This window comes from Micromonospora sp. NPDC018662 (assembly GCF_044391475.1).
Taxonomy (GTDB): Bacteria; Actinomycetota; Actinomycetes; order Mycobacteriales; family Micromonosporaceae; genus Micromonospora.
In genome coordinates, this window is record NZ_JBISAC010000012.1 from 191,767 (window position 1) to 207,645 (window position 15,879).

Below are 15,879 nucleotides of genomic sequence, written 5' to 3' on the forward strand. Positions count from 1 at the left end.
CGTGTCGGCACCGACCATCGAGCGGACCCCGCCCGTGCCACCCCGGACCGACCGGCCGGTGACCCGCCGGCGCCGGTCGGTCCAGGGCCGGGCCGACGCCCGGTTCGGACTGCTGCTGGCCACGCCCGCACTCCTGCTCGTCCTGGGGCTGGTGGCCTGGCCGGCCCTGCGGACCACCCTGTACTCCGTGCAACGGGTCAACCTCGCCGGGGAGGAGAGCTGGGCGGGGCTGGCGAACTTCCGGACCCTCTTCACCGACGAGCAGTTCCGCGGGTCGCTGACCACGACCGTGCTCTACGCGGTCGGTTTCCTGCTCGTGTCCACCCTGCTCGGTCTGGCCTTCGCGCTGCTGCTCAACGAGACGTTCCGCGGTCAGTGGCTGGCCCGGAGTCTGCTCATCGTCCCGTGGGCCTGCCCGTGGGTGATGTGCGGGATCATCTGGAAGTGGTTCGTCGACGGTGAGGTCGGTGCCCTCAACGGCGCGCTCTACCAACTCGGACTGATCGACAGCTACGCGGCGCCGCTCTCCGACAACACCGGTGCGCTGGTCGTGACGATCCTCGCCGGGGCGTGGCGGCAGGCGTCGTTCACCGGGCTGCTGATCCTGGCCGGGCTCCAGACCATTCCCCGGGAACTGCCCGAGGCGGTGCTGGTCGACGGCGCCAACCTCTGGCAGCGCTTCCGGCACCTCACCCTGCCGTGGCTACGGCCCGTGATCGTGGTGGTGGTCATCATCAACACGATCTTCGGATTCATGCAGTTCGACACCATCTGGGCGCTCACCCAGGGCGGGCCCGGGGACGCCACCTCGGTGCTGTCGATCTACCTCTACCAGCAGTTGTTCGTCTACACCAACACCGGCCTGGGATCGGCGACCGCCGTGGTGCTCGGGGTGATCGCCCTCGTCCTGGGCGTCGTGTTCGTGAAGCTGCTCTACCGGTCGACCGCGATCACGGAGGGCGTGGAATGAAGACGTCACTCATGCGGCGCACCCTGGTGTACGCGGGGCTCGCGGTGTTCCTGGTCTGGATCCTGTTTCCGCTGTACTTCACCGCGTTGAGCAGCTTCATGACCCCGTCGGAGATCGGTTCGGTGCCGTTCCACTGGCTGCCGGAGGAGCCGACCCTGGCCAACTACGTCGCCATCTTCACCGGCGACAGCGCCCCCTTCTCCTCGGGACAGGACGGCGGGATCGTCTCGAGCACCGACGCGGTCGCCCGGCTGATGCCGGCGATCGGGCGGAGCCTGCTGGTCGGTATCGCGGTCGTGGCCAGCAACCTGATCATCGGTGGTGCCGCCGGGTACGCGTTCTCCCGGTACGAGTTCCGCGGCTCCACCCTGGCGTATCTGCTGCTGCTGGCCTCCCGGGTGGTTCCGGCGATCGCCATCGTGCTGCCGTTCTTCATCGTGTTCCGGCAGGTCGGCCTGCTGAACACCCCGCTGGCCCTGGTGATCAGTTACAACGCGTTCACGTTGCCGCTGGCGGTGTGGCTGCTCAAGACCTACTTCGACAGCGTGCCGAAGGAGCTGGAGGAGGCAGCCAAGATCGACGGAGCGTCGCGGCTGCGCTGCCTGCTGGTCATCGTCGTGCCGATCGCTCGTCCCGGGTTGATCGCCGCCGGGCTGCTGGTGTTCCTCGAATCATGGAGCGAGTTCTTCTACTCGCTGGTGTTGACCAACGGGCTCACGGTCCCGCCGGTGGTCGCCGGTCTGCAGAACCTCCAGCAGTTCTCCTGGACGACGCTGGCCGCCGCGACGATGTTCACCGTCGTTCCACCGGTGCTGATCGCGTTGGCCTTCCAGCGCTACATCGTGACCGGGCTGGCTGCGGGGAGTGTGAAGTGACAGTGCCGCACACAGTGGAGGGGAAGCTACCGATGGGAACGTTGGCCGGGCGGGTGATGACCGTACGGGGACCGATCGACCCCGGCGAGATGGGCAATACCCTCACCCACGACCACCTGCTCTGCGACGGGTGGGGACTACGGCAACTGTACGAGGCGATCCTCGACGACGAGGAGATCGCGATCGAGGAGGTCAGGCGGTTCGCCGCAGCCGGCGGGGGAACGATCTGCGATCCGACGAACATCGGCCTGAAACGGGACCCGCAGGCCCTGCACCGGATCAGCGTCGCCTCCGGCGTGCACGTGGTGATGGGTGCCGGCTGGTACCGGGAGGTCGTCTACCCGGACTACATCCGGACCGACAGCACCGAGGCCCTGGCTCAGCGGCTGATCGCGGAGATCGTCGACGGGGTGGACGGCAGCGGCATCCGGCCCGGGTTCATCGGCGAGATCGGCACCGAGCGCGGGTTCATCAGCCCGGCGGTGGAACGGGTGTTCCGGGCCGCCGGGCGGGCCCACCGCCGGACCGGCTGTCCGATCATGACCCACACCACCCACTGGGGTGAGTTGGCGCTGGAACAACTCGACCTGCTCGCCGAGGAACAGGTCGACCCGGCACACGTGATCGTGTCGCACCTCGGCGACCGGCGCGGGGTCCGCTGGTGGCTGCCGATCGCCGAGCGGGGTGCCTGGCTCAACATCGACAACCTCGCGTTCGTGCAGGGGTACGCACCGCTGGAGTTCCGGGCCGACAACGTCGCCGAACTCTGCGCGCTGGGCCTGGCCGGGCAGGTGATGCTCTCCAACGACATCTGCGAGCTGGGCCAGCTGGCCGCGTACGGCGGGGTGGGCTACGCCAACGTCATCGAGAACTTCCTGCCCCTGCTGCGCCGACGGGGGGTGTCCGAGGAGGACATCCACCGGATGACGGTCGCGAACCCGGCGCGGGCGTTCGCGTACGCCGCACCGGCATGACCGGGGCGGCACCCCCACCGGTGCGCCGCACCGGCACCGCCCGCGAAACCGTGAAGGAACGTGGAGAGAGAACATGAACTCAACCGCAGTTGTCGTCGGCGCGGGTCGGGGCATCGGACAGGCTATCGGCGAGGACCTCGCCCGCAACTACCCGAAGGACCGGCTGATCCTCGCCGACGTCAACCTGGCGCTTGTCGAACAGGTCGCCGCATCGCTGCGGAGGCAGGGCGTCGACGCGGTAGCCCACTTCGTCGACCTGGCCAACCCCGACTCGGTACGCCAGCTGGTCGACCGGACCGCCGGCGCGGACCGGGTCGCGATCGCCGCCGGCATCTTCGACAGTTCTCCCACCCTCGACGTCGACGTCACCGACTTCGAACGGATCATCCGGGTCAACACCATCGGCTGCTTCGACGTCGCTCGCCGCTACGCCGCCGACATGGCCACCCGGGGCACCGGATCGATCGTCGCGATCGCGTCCATCGCCGCTCGGATGCCCCGCCTGCGTCAGGCGGCGTACGCGGCCTCGAAAGCCGGCCTGCGGCAGGCGCTGCGGGTGCTGGCTATGGAGGTCGCCGGTGACGGCGTCCGGGTCAACACCGTGTCGCCCGGCGCCACCGACACCGAGATGATGCGGCAACTGGCCAGCGACCACGCCACGGTCGACGACCTGGCCGAGGGCAGCCTGATCGCGTTCCGGCCGCGGATCCCGGACGGCCGGGTCGCCCGGGGCGCGGACATCGCGGCCGTCGTGCGATTCCTGCTCTCCGCCGACAGCGCACACATCCTCCTCGGCGATGTCGTCGTCGACGGCGGCGAACTGCTGGGAATGTAGGGGAAGAGATGCTCAGGCTCGGGATCATCGGTGCCGGTATCATGGGGGTCCGGGTCGCCGACACGGTGCGACGCCTGCCCGGGGTGGCGGTGACGGCCGTCGCCGATCAGCGGCCCGAGCAGGCCGCCCGGGTGGCCGCCGGATGCGGGGCCACCGCGGTCGGCGACTACGCCGAACTGCTGCGGTCCGGACTGGTCGATGCGGTCTACGTCGGCCTGCCGCACCGGCGGCACGCGGCGGCCTGTGTGGCGGCGGCGGAACACGGCGTGCACGTCCTGATCGACAAGCCACTGTGCACGACGGTTGCCGAGGCCGAGCAGATCGTCGCGGCCCGGGACCGTTCCGGCGTCGCGCTGATGGTCGGCTTCAGTTACCGCTTCCGGGCCGAGTGGATGCGGGCCCGGCAGGCGGTGGCCGACGGCCTGATCGGCACGCCGGAGTACGTCTCCGACGTGATAGCCGAGGCCGACCCGCACACGCCGCCGTGGTACTGGGCCCCCGACGAGGGCGGGGGCATCGTCCAGTTGCAGGCCCACCACTGCTTCGACCGCCTCACCTGGCTGGTGGGCAGCCCGCTGACCGAGGTCACCTGCCGAACGGTCGGCACCGCGGGTGGGGTGCCGACGGCAGCGACGCTCACCGGTGTCTTCGCCTCCGGGGCGGTCGCCGGGATCGGGCTCTCCTTCGGCCGGACCCACCGGGCGGAGTCCCGCACACTGTGCCTGGTTCAGGGCAGTGCCGGGCAGCTGCACCTGGACCAGACCCGCACGCTGGTCATCCGGACAGTATTGGCGGACAGTGTCGAGTCGTACGCCGACGACGACTGGCTGAGACGGCAGATGGCGGCGTTCGTCGACACCTGCGCCGGATCCGGCGGGCCGGTGCCGACCGCCGAGGACGGTCACTACGCCGTCCGGTGCGCCGCCGCCGCCGAGGAATCGGCCCGGACCGGGCGGGCGGTGCCGCTGTGACCGCCGGGTTCACCCTCCGGGGCGGGCTGGTCTGCGACCCGCAGGCCGGCACGCTCGGACCCGCCGACGTAGTGGTCCGGGACGGCCGGATCGCGGCGGTCGTCGACCGCGCCACCGGCCCCGCGCACAGCGGCGGACCCCGGAACGCCCCCACCATCGGTGCGGACGGCACCGAGCGGGCGACCCACCATCCGGACATCGACGTGTCGGGACTGGTCGTCACCCCCGGTCTCGTCGACCTGCACACGCACATCTTCGTCGGTCAGGACCTCGGCGTCGACCCGGACGCGGTCGGCCCGCCGTCGGGAGTGACCACCATGATCGACACCGGCAGCGCGGGCGGGCACCTGTTCGGTGCGTTCCTGCGCAGCACCGTCGACGTCGTCGGCCCCCGGGTTCGGGCCTTCGTCAACATCGCCAGCATCGGCACCACCAGCATTCTGCTTTCCGGCGAGCTGACCAACCTCGACTACGTCGACGCGCGGGTCTGCCGGGAGGCTGTCGAGGCGTACCCGGACCACATCGTCGGGGTGAAGATCCGCGCCTCGCACAACGTGGCGGCCGGTAACGGCGCGGTGGCCCTCGACCGGGCCCGGCAGGTCGCCGATGAGACCGGGCTGCCGCTTATGGTCCACCTGGGCCCGCAGCCGCCGTCCCTGCCGCAGATCCTGGACCGGCTCGGTCCGGGTGACATCCTCACCCACTGCTTCACCGCCCTGTCCGGGTATCCACTGACCGAGCAGGGTCGGGCGGTGGACCTGGTCGCCGACGCCCAGCAACGTGGTGTCGTCTTCGACGTGGGGCACGGCATGTCCGGCTTCGACCTCGACCAGGCCCGCGCGGCCGTCAACGCCGGTTTCCTGCCCGACACGATCAGCTCCGACCTGCACCACTACTCCCGGAACATCGTCGTGGACCTACCGCACGTCATGGCGACGTTCCTGGCCCTGGGCGTCAGCCTCCCCGAGGTGGTCCGCCGTACCACGATCGTGCCCGCCCGGGTGGTCGGACTGGACCGGCTGGGGGTGGGCATGCTGCGCCCCGGCGCCCCGGCCGACCTCGCGGTCCTGCGGGTCACCGGCCCCGACAGTCCGGCAGCCGCCGGTCGACCCGCCGATCCGGACGCCGCGCCGACCGTCACCGCCGTTCTCACCGTCCAACAGGGTCGCATCGTCCACCGCGCACTCCCCGACGACCCCACCACGCACCCCGAAGGGCACCCCACGCGATGATTGACATCTACGCGGATCTGGGCATCCGTACGCTGATCAACGCCGTCGGCCCGGCCACCAGGCTCGGCGGCCTCCCGCTGTCCGACGAGGTCGTCGAGGCGATGCGCGCGGCGGGGAACCGCAGCGTGCGGATCGACGAACTCCAGGAGGCGGCCGGGGCGCAGATCGCCGCGCTGATCGGCGCCCCCGCCGCCTACGTCACCTGCGGTGCGGCGGCCGCGCTGAGCCTGGCCACGGCGGTCTGCCTGGCCGGGGAGCGGCCCGCCGCCGTGGACGCCCTGCCGACGGTGACCGGCGCGCGTCGACGGGTCGTCATCCAGCGCGCCCACCGGGATCCGTACGACCATGCGGTGACCTCGGTCGGCGCGGAGCTGGTGGAGATCGGTTACCCCGGTTCCACCCGCCCGGACGAACTGGCCCGGGAGCTCGACGACCGCGCGGCCATGGTGCTGTGGCGGCCGGGCCGCGGTGGCGACCACCTGGACATCGGCGAGGTGTCCGCGCTGGCGCGGGCCGCCGGGGTGCCGGTGCTGGTCGACGCCGCGATGGACGTCCCGCCGCTGAGCCGGCTCGCCGCCTTGTTAGACGGCGGTGCCGACCTGGTGGCGATCAGCGGTGGCAAGGCGTTCCGGGGCCCGCACACCGCGGGCATCCTGTGCGGACGGTCCGACCTCATCGCGGCGGTGGCCCCGCACCACCAGGACATGGACATCCGACCCCGGACCTGGCAACGCTCCGAGGTCACCGGCGCCGACCCGGTACGCGGCCGGCACGGCATCGGCCGGGGCATGAAGGTGGGCCGGGAGCAGATCGTCGGCCTGCTGGTGGCGGTCCGCGCCTTCGTCCGGGACTCCGACGCCCACCACCGGCACGGCCGGCAGGAGCTCGCGGACCTGCGCGCCCTGCTGGACGTGGACGACAGGTGCGTGGTCCGGGACGCCTACGAGCATCACCTGGACGTACCGGTCATCGAGATCGACCTCTCGCCGTCCGGCCGGCGGGCCGACGAGATCGTCCGGGAACTGGACCGGGGCAGTCCGCGCATCCACGTGGGCGAGGACCTGGCGTGGCGGGACGTCATCACCATCAACCCGATGGGGTTGCGCCCCGGCGACGGTGCCGCTCTCGCGCGGCGCCTGGCCGAACTCCTCGACGGCGGCGCCGGAACCGGTGCGGCGGACACCACGGAGGTGGGGCGATGAAGCTGATGCGGGTCGGCGCGCCGGGTGCCGAACAGCCGGTGATCCGCGTCGCCGACGACGATCACCGGGACCTGCGCCCGATCACCCGGGACGTCGACGCGGCGTTCCTGGCCGGCGACGGGCTGGATCGGGCCCGCCAGGCGGTCGAGGCCGGCACCCTGCCTCCGGTGGACGTCACCGGGGCCCGGATCGGGGCGCCGGTGGCCCGGCCCGGCGCGGTGCTGTGCATCGGGATGAACTACGCCGCGCACGCCGCAGAGTCCGGCGCGGCGGCACCGCAGCAGCCCGTGTTGTTCTACAAGTCCCCCAACACGGTCGTCGGTCCGCAGGACACCGTGTTCATCCCACGCGGTTCGGAACGCACCGACTGGGAGGTCGAGCTTGCCGTGGTGCTGGCCCGGCCGGCCCGGTACCTCGACTCGCCCGACGAGGCGGCGGCCCTCATCGCCGGGTACGCGATCTCCAACGACCTCTCGGAACGGTCGTTTCAGCTCGACGTCTCCGGTGGACAGTGGTCCAAGGGCAAGAGCTGCGAGACGTTCAACCCGATGGGCCCGTGGCTGGTCACGCCCGACGAGATCGGCGACCCGCAGGCGCTGCGACTGCGGAGCTGGGTCAACGGCGAGTCACGCCAGGACTCCAGCACCGCCGACATGATCTTCGGGGTGCACTTCCTCATCTATCACCTCAGCCAGTACCTCGTCCTCGAGCCGGGCGACGTGGTGAACACCGGCACCCCACAGGGGGTGGCGCTCTCCGGCCGGTTCCCGTATTTGCGCCCCGGAGACGTGGTGGAGACGGCGATCGACGGTCTCGGCCAGCAGCGCAGTACCTGCACGGCGGTGCCGGCATGAGCCCGACGGCGGGCCCGGAGACGCCCTTCGCCCTGACGGCGGTGCCGGTGGCCCGGCTGCCGATCCCCGGTTGGGAGGCATTCTTCGGGGAGAACGACACCAGCTTCCACGACCTGTACTTCTATGTCTGGCTGGTCCGCGACGGCGTCCGCACCGGACTGATCGACCTGGGACTGCCCCCAGCCGTCGAGGATCGCATCGCGCTGGACCGCGCCTGTCAGGGCGTCGACCCGCGCAGCCGGTTCCACGACGTACGGCTGCTCCCGCAGGTCCTCGACGACCTCGGGGTACGCGGCGAGGACATCGACTTCGTACTGCTGACCCAGACCATCACCTACCATACCGGAGGGTTGGACGCGACGCTGCTGCCCCGGGCCACCGTGTACGTCCCGCACGCCGGCGTCCGGGAGATGCTGTGCGCGCCGCCCGGGCACCCGCCCACCGCGTTCTACTTCACCGCGCCCGCCTGGTCGGCGCTGCGGGACCTGGCCGTGGCGGGACGGCTGGTGGTGACCGACGGGCCGGTGACGGTCGCCCCCGGCCTGGTGTTCGAGACCACCGGCGGTCACCATCCCGGTTCTGCCGGGGTGCGGGTCCGCACCGCGCACGGCGTCGTCGGGCTGCTGGAGACCGCGTTCTTCGCCCGCAACGTCGCCGAGGAACTGCCGATCGGGATCGCCGAGGACGCCGCGACATGCCGCCGGGTCATCAAGGAGTATCGACGTAGCTGTGATGAGGTGGTGGCGCTGCACGACCCCGGCAACGCGCAACGCTTCCGGTCCGGTTCGGCAGCGCCACCCCCGGCCGCCCCTCGGCAGCAAGGAGTCCTCCGACCATGACCTCCGCCCGCAACAGCAGACCGGACAGCCCTTCGGCCGCCGGCGTCAAGTCGGCCGAACGGGCGCTGGACCTGATGGAATACCTCGCCACCCGCCGCACCGGGGCGACCTTCCCGCAGATCAGCCAGGACCTGTCCTTGCCCAAGAGCAGCCTGCACGGCCTGCTGACCACCCTGGTCAACCGAGGCTGGCTCTATCTGGACGAGGAGAGTCGGCGCTACCGGATCGGCATGCGGGTCTGGGAGACCGCGCAGAGCTTCGGCTACCTGGACAATCTCGCCCACCACGCCGACCGGCACCTCACGGCCGCCCGCGACGAACTGGACGAAACCGTCCAACTGGCCGTCCTCGACGGGATCGACAACGTCTACATCGCCAAGGTCGAGGCCGACCACCCGCTCCGGCTCGTCTCCCGGGTCGGCATGCGGCTGCCCGCGTACGCCACCGGCCTGGGCAAGGTGCTGCTGGCCGGTCTCGAACCGGCCGACCTACACGCCCGCCTGCGGGGCGTGACCATGCGCCGCTTCACCGAGCACACCATCACTTCGCTGGAGCTGCTCGAAGAGCGGATCGGGGAGATCCGGGAGCGGGGCTTCGGCGAGGACGACGGCGAATACACCCCCGGCGTGTTCTGCGTCGCCGTGCCGGTGCGCGACGCCAGCGGTCGGATCGTGGCCGCGATGAGCTGCTCGGTGCCCCGCGCCCGGCTCACCGGGGGGCGGGAGCACCGTGACCGGCTGGTGAACACGCTCAGCCGGCACGCCGAGGGGCTGTCGCGCGAACTCGGCTGGACCGGCGCCGACCGGTACGCCGGCATTCCGTCCTGACCCGACATCGACAGGAGACCATGATGGTGCGACAGGTACAGACCGATCAGGCGCCGGCACCGGCCGGCGCGTACTCCCAGGCGCTGGTGGTCCACGGGATGATCTACACCGCCGGGATGGGCCCGGCCGATCCCACCACCGGCACGCTCGTCGGCGACGACATCGAGACGCAGACCACCCAGGTGTTGCGTAACCTGGACGCGGTGCTGCGGGCCGGGGGAAGTTCCCTGGCCCGGGTCGTCAAGGTCACCGTGCACCTGGCCGACCTGGCCGACTTCGCCGGGTTCGACCGGGCGTACCGGCGGATGATGGCCGAGCCGTACCCGGTCCGCACCACCGTCGGGTCAACGCTGGCCGGCATCCTTGTCGAGATCGACTGCGTGGCGACGGTCGACGCTGTCCCGGGCGCGCGGTGAGATGCGGATCGCGCTCTTCGTCACCTGCGTCAACGACCTCGTCTTCCCGGGCACCGGTCGGGCGGTGGTGCGGCTGCTCGAACGCCTCGGGCACCGGGTGGACTTCCCACAGGACCAGACCTGCTGCGGCCAGTTGGCCGCCAACACCGGCTACCGGGCGGAGGCGATGCCGCTGCTGCGGGGCTTCGTCGCCGCGTTCGACCGCTACGACGTGGTGGTGGCGCCCTCCGGTTCGTGCGTGGCGATGGTCCGCGACGCGTACCCCCGGCTGGCCGCCGGTGACGCGGCCCTCAGCGCCGCGGTGACCGCCCTCGCCCCGCGGACCCTGGAGCTGTCCGAACTGCTGATCGACGTGCTGGATGTCACGGACGTCGGCGCGACCTTTCCGCACCGGGTGGCCTACCACCCGACCTGCCACGGGCTGCGGATGCTGCGACTGGCCGACCGGCCCCGGCGGCTGCTCGCCGCCGTCCGGGGCCTGGACCTGGTCGAACTGACCGAACCGGACCAGTGCTGCGGGTTCGGCGGCACGTTCGCGCTGAAGAACGACGCCGTCTCCGGGGCGATGCTGGCCGACAAGTGCGCCGACGCCGTCGCCAGTGGCGCGGAGTATCTCGCGGCGGCGGACAACTCCTGCCTCGCGCACCTCGGCGGCGGACTGGCCCGACGCCCCGGAGCACCCCGTCCCATCCACTACGCCGAGATCCTGGCCGGTCCGGAGCGGACCCGGTGACCGGGACCGGACGGATCACCGCCGCCCTGCCGTTCCCCACCGCGGCCCGCCAGCAGCTCGCCGACGGACAGTTGCGGGCCAACCTGCGCCGGGCGACCCGCACCATCCGGGACCGGCGGGCCCGGACGGTCGCGCAGGTGCCGGACTGGGAAGCGCTGCGGGCGGCCGGGACCGCGATCAAGGACGATGTGCTCAACCGGTTGCCGGAGCTGCTCGAACAGTTCGAGGCGGCGGCGGGCGCCGCCGGAGCGCAGGTGCACTGGGCCCGGGATGCGGCGGAGGCGTGCGCGGTGGTCACCGCACTCGTGCAGGCCACCGGCTCCGACGAGGTGGTGAAGGTCAAGTCGATGGCCACCCAGGAGATCGGGTTGAACGAGGCGCTCGCCGCCGCCGGGATAACCGCTGTCGAGACGGACCTGGCCGAGTTGATCGTTCAGCTCGCTGACGACACCCCGTCGCACATCCTGGTACCGGCGATCCACTACAACCGTCGACAGATCCGCGACATCCTCGCCGCCGGGCTGCCGGCGGCCGAGGCGGCGCGGCTGACCGACGATCCGACGGTCCTGGCCGAGGCGGCCCGCCGCAGGCTGCGGCAGCGGTTCCTCGCTGCCCGGGTGGCCGTCTGCGGGGCGAACTTCGCCGTCGCGGAGACCGGCTCGCTGGTGGTGGTGGAGTCCGAGGGCAACGGGCGGATGTGCCTGACCCTTCCCGAGACGCTGATCTGCGTCGTCGGGCTGGAGAAGCTGGTGCCCACCTTCACCGACCTGGAGGTCTTCCTCCAACTCCTGCCGGCTTCGGCCACCGGGGAGCGGATGAACCCCTACACGTCGGTGTGGACCGGAGTCCGGCCCGACGACGGCCCCCGGTCGGTGCACGTCGTGCTGTTGGACAACGGGCGTGCCGACACCCTCACCGACGGGGTGGGCCGCCAGGCGTTGCGCTGCATCCGCTGCTCCGCCTGTCTCAACGTCTGTCCGGTGTACGAGCAGGTCGGCGGGCACGCCTACGGCTCCACGTATCCCGGTCCGATCGGGGCGGTCCTGTCGCCACAGCTCACCGGCTTCGACGCCGGCGCCAACCGGACCCTGCCGTACGCCTCGACGCTCTGTGGTGCCTGTTACGACGTGTGCCCGGTCGGGATCAACATCCCGGAGGTGCTGGTCCACCTGCGGCAGAAGAGCGTCGACGCGCGCCGGGCCCGACCGTCCCCGGAACGCGCCGCGATGCAGGCGATGTCATGGGTGATGCGGGACCGGCGGCGGTACCGGGCGGCGTTGCGTGCCGCCCGACGGGGTGCGGCGCCACTGCGGTGGACGGCACGCGCGCCGGGCAGCGTACGGCGGCTGCCCTGGCCGCTGTCCGCCTGGACGACCCACCGGAACGCCCCGCTGCCGGCCGCGCAGACCTTTCGCGAGTGGTGGGCCGGCCGCGACCCGGAGGCGTCCAGGTGACCGCCCGCGCCGACATCCTGGCCCGAGTGCGCGCCGCCGCCCGGGTCGCGGCACCCGCCGTCGTCCCCCGCGACTACGACCGCACGCCGGTGGTGGCCGACCCGATCGGGGTGTTCGCTGCTCGGCTGGCCGACTACCGGGCCGGGGTCTACCGGATCCGCGTCGACCGGCTCCCGGTGGTGCTGGCCGGGCTGTTGCCCGCGGACGGTGTGCTCGCGGTGCCACCGGGTATCCCGGCGAGTTGGCTGGCCGGTCACCCAGGGCCGGTCCGACGCGACGGTACGCCCGATCCGCTGACCGTGGACGACCTGGCCGCCGGGCGACTGTCCGTGCTCACCGGCTGCGCGGTCGGCGTGGCGGTGACCGGCACGCTGATCCTCGACGGTGGCCCGGACCAGGGCCGCCGCCTGCTCACCCTGGTGCCGGATCATCACATCTGCGTCGTCCGGGCCACCCAGGTGGAGGCAGGGTTGCCCGGGGCGTTGGCCCGGTTGACCGATCCCACCCGGCCGCTGACGTTCATCTCCGGCCCCTCGGCCACCAGCGACATCGAGCTGATCCGGGTCGAGGGGGTGCACGGACCGCGCCGCTTGGACGTGGTCGTTGTCGACGATCAGGATGATCCGGCCGTGGGCATCAACGCGGCCCTTTAAAGACCGAAGACTGACGTGGACATCGCCGGCCTACGCACGCGCGGTGGCAACAAGGTCCGCTAGTAGCTTTGACGTCGTTGTGGCTGCCGCGCGATGACCGTACGTGCGGACTTGATGCCCTTCTTCGGGAAGCCGGTCTCGCCAGCGATCACCTCGCCGTCGCGCGGCCTGAACGAGCAAGTTCCTGACGCTGCTGTCTTTGTCGAACGCTTCAACTGTCGGCCAGTCGGCCGGTCTCGCCGTTGAGCCGATCCGAGTCCACGCCGTGGTTGCCTTCCCCGGCAGCGCGTTGATCACCAGGCGCAGGGCGCGTAGTCCTTGAGGAAGCAGCCGTACAGGTCTTCGCCCTGTTCGCCGCGGACGATCGGGTCGTAGACCCGGGCCGCGCCGTCGACCAGGTCCAGCGGGGCGTGGAAGCCGGCGTCCGCCAGCCGCATCTTCGTCGGGTGGGGCCGCTCGTCGGTGATCCAGCCGGTGTCGACGCTGGTCATGAGGATGCCGTCGGCCAGCATCTCCTGGGCGCTGGTTCGGGTGAGCATGTTCAGCGCGGCCTTGGCCATGTTGGTGTGCGGGTGCCCCGGCCCCTTGTAGCCGCGGGCGAACTGGCCCTCCATCGCCGACACGTTCACCACGTACTTCCGGCGGGCGGTTGCTGCGGCCATCGCCGGTCGAAGTCGGCTGACCAGCACGAACGGGGCGGTCACGTTGCACAGCTGCACTTCGAGCAGCTCGACCGGGTCCACCTCGTGCACCCGCTGCACCCAGCTGTTGACCGGGTCGAGGTCCGGCACCAGACCGCCGGCGTCGATGGCGGTGGCTGCCGCGATCCGTGCCGGCGAGGCGGAGCCGCTGGTCAGCGCCAGAGCGGTGAGCGCTTGCGGGGTAATCGCGGCCGACTGCGGCGGGGCGATACGGCCCGCAGGGTCGCCCTGGCCGGTAGGTTTGGCGAACGTGATCAGCTCCGGCAAGGGGCCGTCCGGCAGGGCCGCCGCCTCCGCGGCGACGAGCTGCGCGTATGCCCCGGGCGTGCGGCGGACGGTCTGCGCCGCATTGTTGATCAGGATGTCGAGTGGTCCCTGGGCGCTGACCGAGTCAGCGAGGGCGATCACTTGGGCGGGGTCGCGCAGGTCGATCCCGACGATCCGCAGGCGGTGCAGCCAGTCCCCGCTGTCCGGCATCGCGGCGAATCGGCGGACCGCGTCGTGCGGGAACCGCGTGGTTACCGTGGTGTGCGCGCCGTCGCGCAGCAGCCGCAGCGCGATGTACATGCCGATCTTGGCTCGGCCGCCGGTGAGCAGCGCGCGCCGGCCAGTCAGGTCGGTGCGGGCGTTGCGGCGCTCCCGGTTGAGCGCGGCGCAGGGCGGGCAGAGCTGATGGTAGAAGGCGTCCACCTCGTGGTAGCGCTGCTTGCAGACGTAGCAGCCGCGCGGATTGTGCAGGAGGCCGGCCGTGGCACCGGCGGTGGGGGAGGCGAGCGGGATGCCCCGGGTCTCGTCGTCGATCCGGCCCGGGGCGCCGGTGGCGGTGGCCGCCGTCACCGCGCGGTCGGCCGCCGCGATGGCATCCCGCCGTTCCTCGCGTCGCCGCTGCTTGATCACCTTGTAGAGCTTCGCGGTGGCCCGTTGCACCCGCACCACGTCGGGGTGATCGGGAGGCAGGTCCTCCAACGCCTCGAAGACGCTGAGGCAGGTCTCCAGCTGTCCGCGGTCAATGCCGTGTTGACCGGTTTCGGTAATGTTGTCCGCCGTCATGCGTCGCTGTCTCGTCCCGTTCCCTGCGCCGGATCTACCCGGCCCACCCCAAGTCCGACCCGGAACTGTACGCACCGCACGGCCTCAGACGCATCCGCGTCTGTTCAACAGCCCGAAGATCGTGGAGGCCAACGTCGGGAGTTGCCCGAGCGACCAGGACGCCCACCGCAAAGCCAGGGGCTCCAAGGGTGGACGCCCACCCGCGTTCGACAAGGACCTCTACCGGCTACGGCATCAACAGGCTCACACGTCACCGCGGCGTCGCCACCCGAAGGCGGGCGGGGCCGCCCCGGATCGACCGGCGTGGCTGCCCTTTCTTCCTTCCGACCGGACGGTAGCATTGTGTGGCTGCACAGGGGATAGGGGGCCACCAATGGCGCGTACGACATCGCGGACGGAGCCGACCCGGCGCCGGCAACGCTGGCCGGACGGCTACGACCCGGAGAACACCCGCAAGTCGTTGATCACGAGTGCGCTGACGCTGATCGAGCAGCGGGGGTTCGATCGCACCTCGGTGCAGGAGATTGCCGACCAGGCCAAGCTCACAAAAGGCGCGTTCTATCACCATTTCGCCAGCAAGGACGACCTGCTCCGGCACATTCAGGAGGAGTACCTGGAGGCCCAACTGGCCGCGATCCAGCGGATCGAGGTGGACAGCGACGACCCGAGGGACCGGGTACGCGAGCTGATCCGGTTCAGCCTCACCAGCGTGGCCGAGTACCGGGCGCACGTGACAATCTTCTACCAGGAGCGGCGCTATCTCACCGGCGACATGTTCGCCGAGGTGACCCACAAGCGTGGCCTGGTGGAGGCGGCCTTCGCCGGGATGATCGCCGACGGCGTCGCCCGGGGGGCGTTCCGCGCGGACGTGGACGCACGCATCGCCACGTTCGGCCTGGTCGGCATGTGCGCCTGGGCGTACCAGTGGCTCAACGTCGGCGGTCCGCTCAGCGTCGACGAGGTGGCCCGCCAGTTCAGCGCGATGGTGCTCGACGGCCTCTGTGCCTGAGCCGGTCCCGCCGGTCAGCCCTTGAGCAGCTGACGGGCCATGACGATGCGCTGCACCTGGTTGGTGCCCTCGTAGATCTGGGTGATCTTGGCGTCGCGCATCATCCGCTCGAGCGGGTAGTCGCGGGTGTAGCCGTAGCCGCCGAGCAGCTGGACCGCGTCGGTGGTGATCTCCATCGCGGCGTCCGAGGCGAAGCACTTGGCGGCCGCGCCGAAGTAGGTCAGGTCGGCGTCGCCCCGCTCGGACTTGCCGGCGGCGGCGTACGTGAGCTGCCGGGCCGCCTC

At 71.2% G+C, this 15,879-nt stretch carries 17 protein-coding genes; 15 read left to right on the forward strand and 2 right to left on the reverse strand.

The genetic code is table 11. The features are described 5' to 3' along the window. Window position 1: 1 nt before the first annotated feature. From ACH495_RS27535 to ACH495_RS27600, 14 genes are all read left to right on the forward strand, one after another. Window positions 2-970 (forward strand): carbohydrate ABC transporter permease, encoded by a 969-nt coding sequence (locus tag ACH495_RS27535; protein WP_396860607.1) that lies wholly within the window; start codon window positions 2-4, stop codon window positions 968-970. Further along, window positions 967-1,845 (forward strand): carbohydrate ABC transporter permease, encoded by an 879-nt coding sequence (locus ACH495_RS27540; protein ID WP_396860608.1) that lies wholly within the window; start codon window positions 967-969, stop codon window positions 1,843-1,845. Before ACH495_RS27535 ends, ACH495_RS27540 begins: the two co-directional genes overlap by 4 nt. 32 nt (window positions 1,846-1,877) lie before the next feature. After that, window positions 1,878-2,819 carry a phosphotriesterase gene (locus ACH495_RS27545; RefSeq protein WP_396860609.1) on the forward strand — a complete coding sequence of 314 codons (942 nt, stop codon included), beginning with the start codon at window positions 1,878-1,880 and terminating at the stop codon, window positions 2,817-2,819. A gap of 73 nt (window positions 2,820-2,892) precedes the next feature. Beyond that, a complete protein-coding gene (locus ACH495_RS27550) occupies window positions 2,893-3,654 on the forward strand; it encodes an SDR family NAD(P)-dependent oxidoreductase (protein ID WP_396860610.1) in 762 nt (253 codons plus the stop codon). Between the two features lie 8 nt (window positions 3,655-3,662). Next, window positions 3,663-4,625, forward strand: a complete 963-nt coding sequence (locus tag ACH495_RS27555) for a Gfo/Idh/MocA family protein (protein ID WP_396860611.1) — start codon at window positions 3,663-3,665, stop codon at window positions 4,623-4,625. Next, window positions 4,622-5,857 (forward strand): amidohydrolase family protein, encoded by a 1,236-nt coding sequence (locus ACH495_RS27560; RefSeq protein ID WP_396860612.1) that lies wholly within the window; start codon window positions 4,622-4,624, stop codon window positions 5,855-5,857. Before ACH495_RS27555 ends, ACH495_RS27560 begins: the two co-directional genes overlap by 4 nt. Then, on the forward strand, window positions 5,854-7,059 hold the full coding sequence (locus ACH495_RS27565; protein ID WP_396860613.1) for an aminotransferase class V-fold PLP-dependent enzyme: 1,206 nt from the start codon (window positions 5,854-5,856) through the stop codon (window positions 7,057-7,059). The genes ACH495_RS27560 and ACH495_RS27565 overlap by 4 nt, the downstream gene beginning before the upstream one ends. Then, window positions 7,056-7,913: a fumarylacetoacetate hydrolase family protein gene (locus ACH495_RS27570; RefSeq protein WP_396860614.1), complete on the forward strand. Its 858-nt coding sequence runs from the start codon at window positions 7,056-7,058 to the stop codon at window positions 7,911-7,913. Before ACH495_RS27565 ends, ACH495_RS27570 begins: the two co-directional genes overlap by 4 nt. Next, on the forward strand, window positions 7,910-8,752 hold the full coding sequence (locus tag ACH495_RS27575; protein WP_396860615.1) for a hypothetical protein: 843 nt from the start codon (window positions 7,910-7,912) through the stop codon (window positions 8,750-8,752). The genes ACH495_RS27570 and ACH495_RS27575 overlap by 4 nt, the downstream gene beginning before the upstream one ends. Further along, on the forward strand, window positions 8,749-9,579 hold the full coding sequence (locus tag ACH495_RS27580) for an IclR family transcriptional regulator (protein ID WP_396860616.1): 831 nt from the start codon (window positions 8,749-8,751) through the stop codon (window positions 9,577-9,579). The genes ACH495_RS27575 and ACH495_RS27580 overlap by 4 nt, the downstream gene beginning before the upstream one ends. A gap of 23 nt (window positions 9,580-9,602) precedes the next feature. After that, window positions 9,603-9,995, forward strand: coding sequence for a RidA family protein (locus tag ACH495_RS27585; protein ID WP_396860617.1), 393 nt, complete (start codon window positions 9,603-9,605; stop codon window positions 9,993-9,995). Between the two features lies 1 nt (window position 9,996). Then, the gene (locus ACH495_RS27590) at window positions 9,997-10,728 is read left to right on the forward strand and encodes a (Fe-S)-binding protein (RefSeq protein WP_396860618.1); all 732 of its coding nucleotides are present in this window, start codon (window positions 9,997-9,999) and stop codon (window positions 10,726-10,728) included. Beyond that, entirely contained in the window at window positions 10,725-12,182 is a 1,458-nt protein-coding gene (locus ACH495_RS27595; RefSeq protein WP_396860619.1) for a lactate utilization protein B, read from the forward strand. The genes ACH495_RS27590 and ACH495_RS27595 overlap by 4 nt, the downstream gene beginning before the upstream one ends. Continuing rightward, window positions 12,179-12,835 (forward strand): lactate utilization protein C, encoded by a 657-nt coding sequence (locus ACH495_RS27600; RefSeq protein ID WP_396860620.1) that lies wholly within the window; start codon window positions 12,179-12,181, stop codon window positions 12,833-12,835. Before ACH495_RS27595 ends, ACH495_RS27600 begins: the two co-directional genes overlap by 4 nt. Before the next feature lie 293 nt (window positions 12,836-13,128). Here the strand turns inward: ACH495_RS27600 and ACH495_RS27605 are convergent, their stop codons facing one another. Then, on the reverse strand, window positions 13,129-14,586 hold the full coding sequence (locus tag ACH495_RS27605) for an SDR family NAD(P)-dependent oxidoreductase (RefSeq protein WP_396860621.1): 1,458 nt from the start codon (window positions 14,584-14,586) through the stop codon (window positions 13,129-13,131). A gap of 373 nt (window positions 14,587-14,959) precedes the next feature. Here ACH495_RS27605 and ACH495_RS27610 point away from each other — a divergent pair, with 373 nt between their 5' ends. Next, window positions 14,960-15,595 carry a TetR/AcrR family transcriptional regulator gene (locus tag ACH495_RS27610; protein WP_396860622.1) on the forward strand — a complete coding sequence of 212 codons (636 nt, stop codon included), beginning with the start codon at window positions 14,960-14,962 and terminating at the stop codon, window positions 15,593-15,595. Window positions 15,596-15,609: 14 nt separating this feature from the next. Here the strand turns inward: ACH495_RS27610 and ACH495_RS27615 are convergent. Beyond that, a partial coding sequence (locus ACH495_RS27615; protein ID WP_396860623.1) for an acyl-CoA dehydrogenase family protein occupies window positions 15,610-15,879 on the reverse strand: 270 nt, incomplete at its 5' end.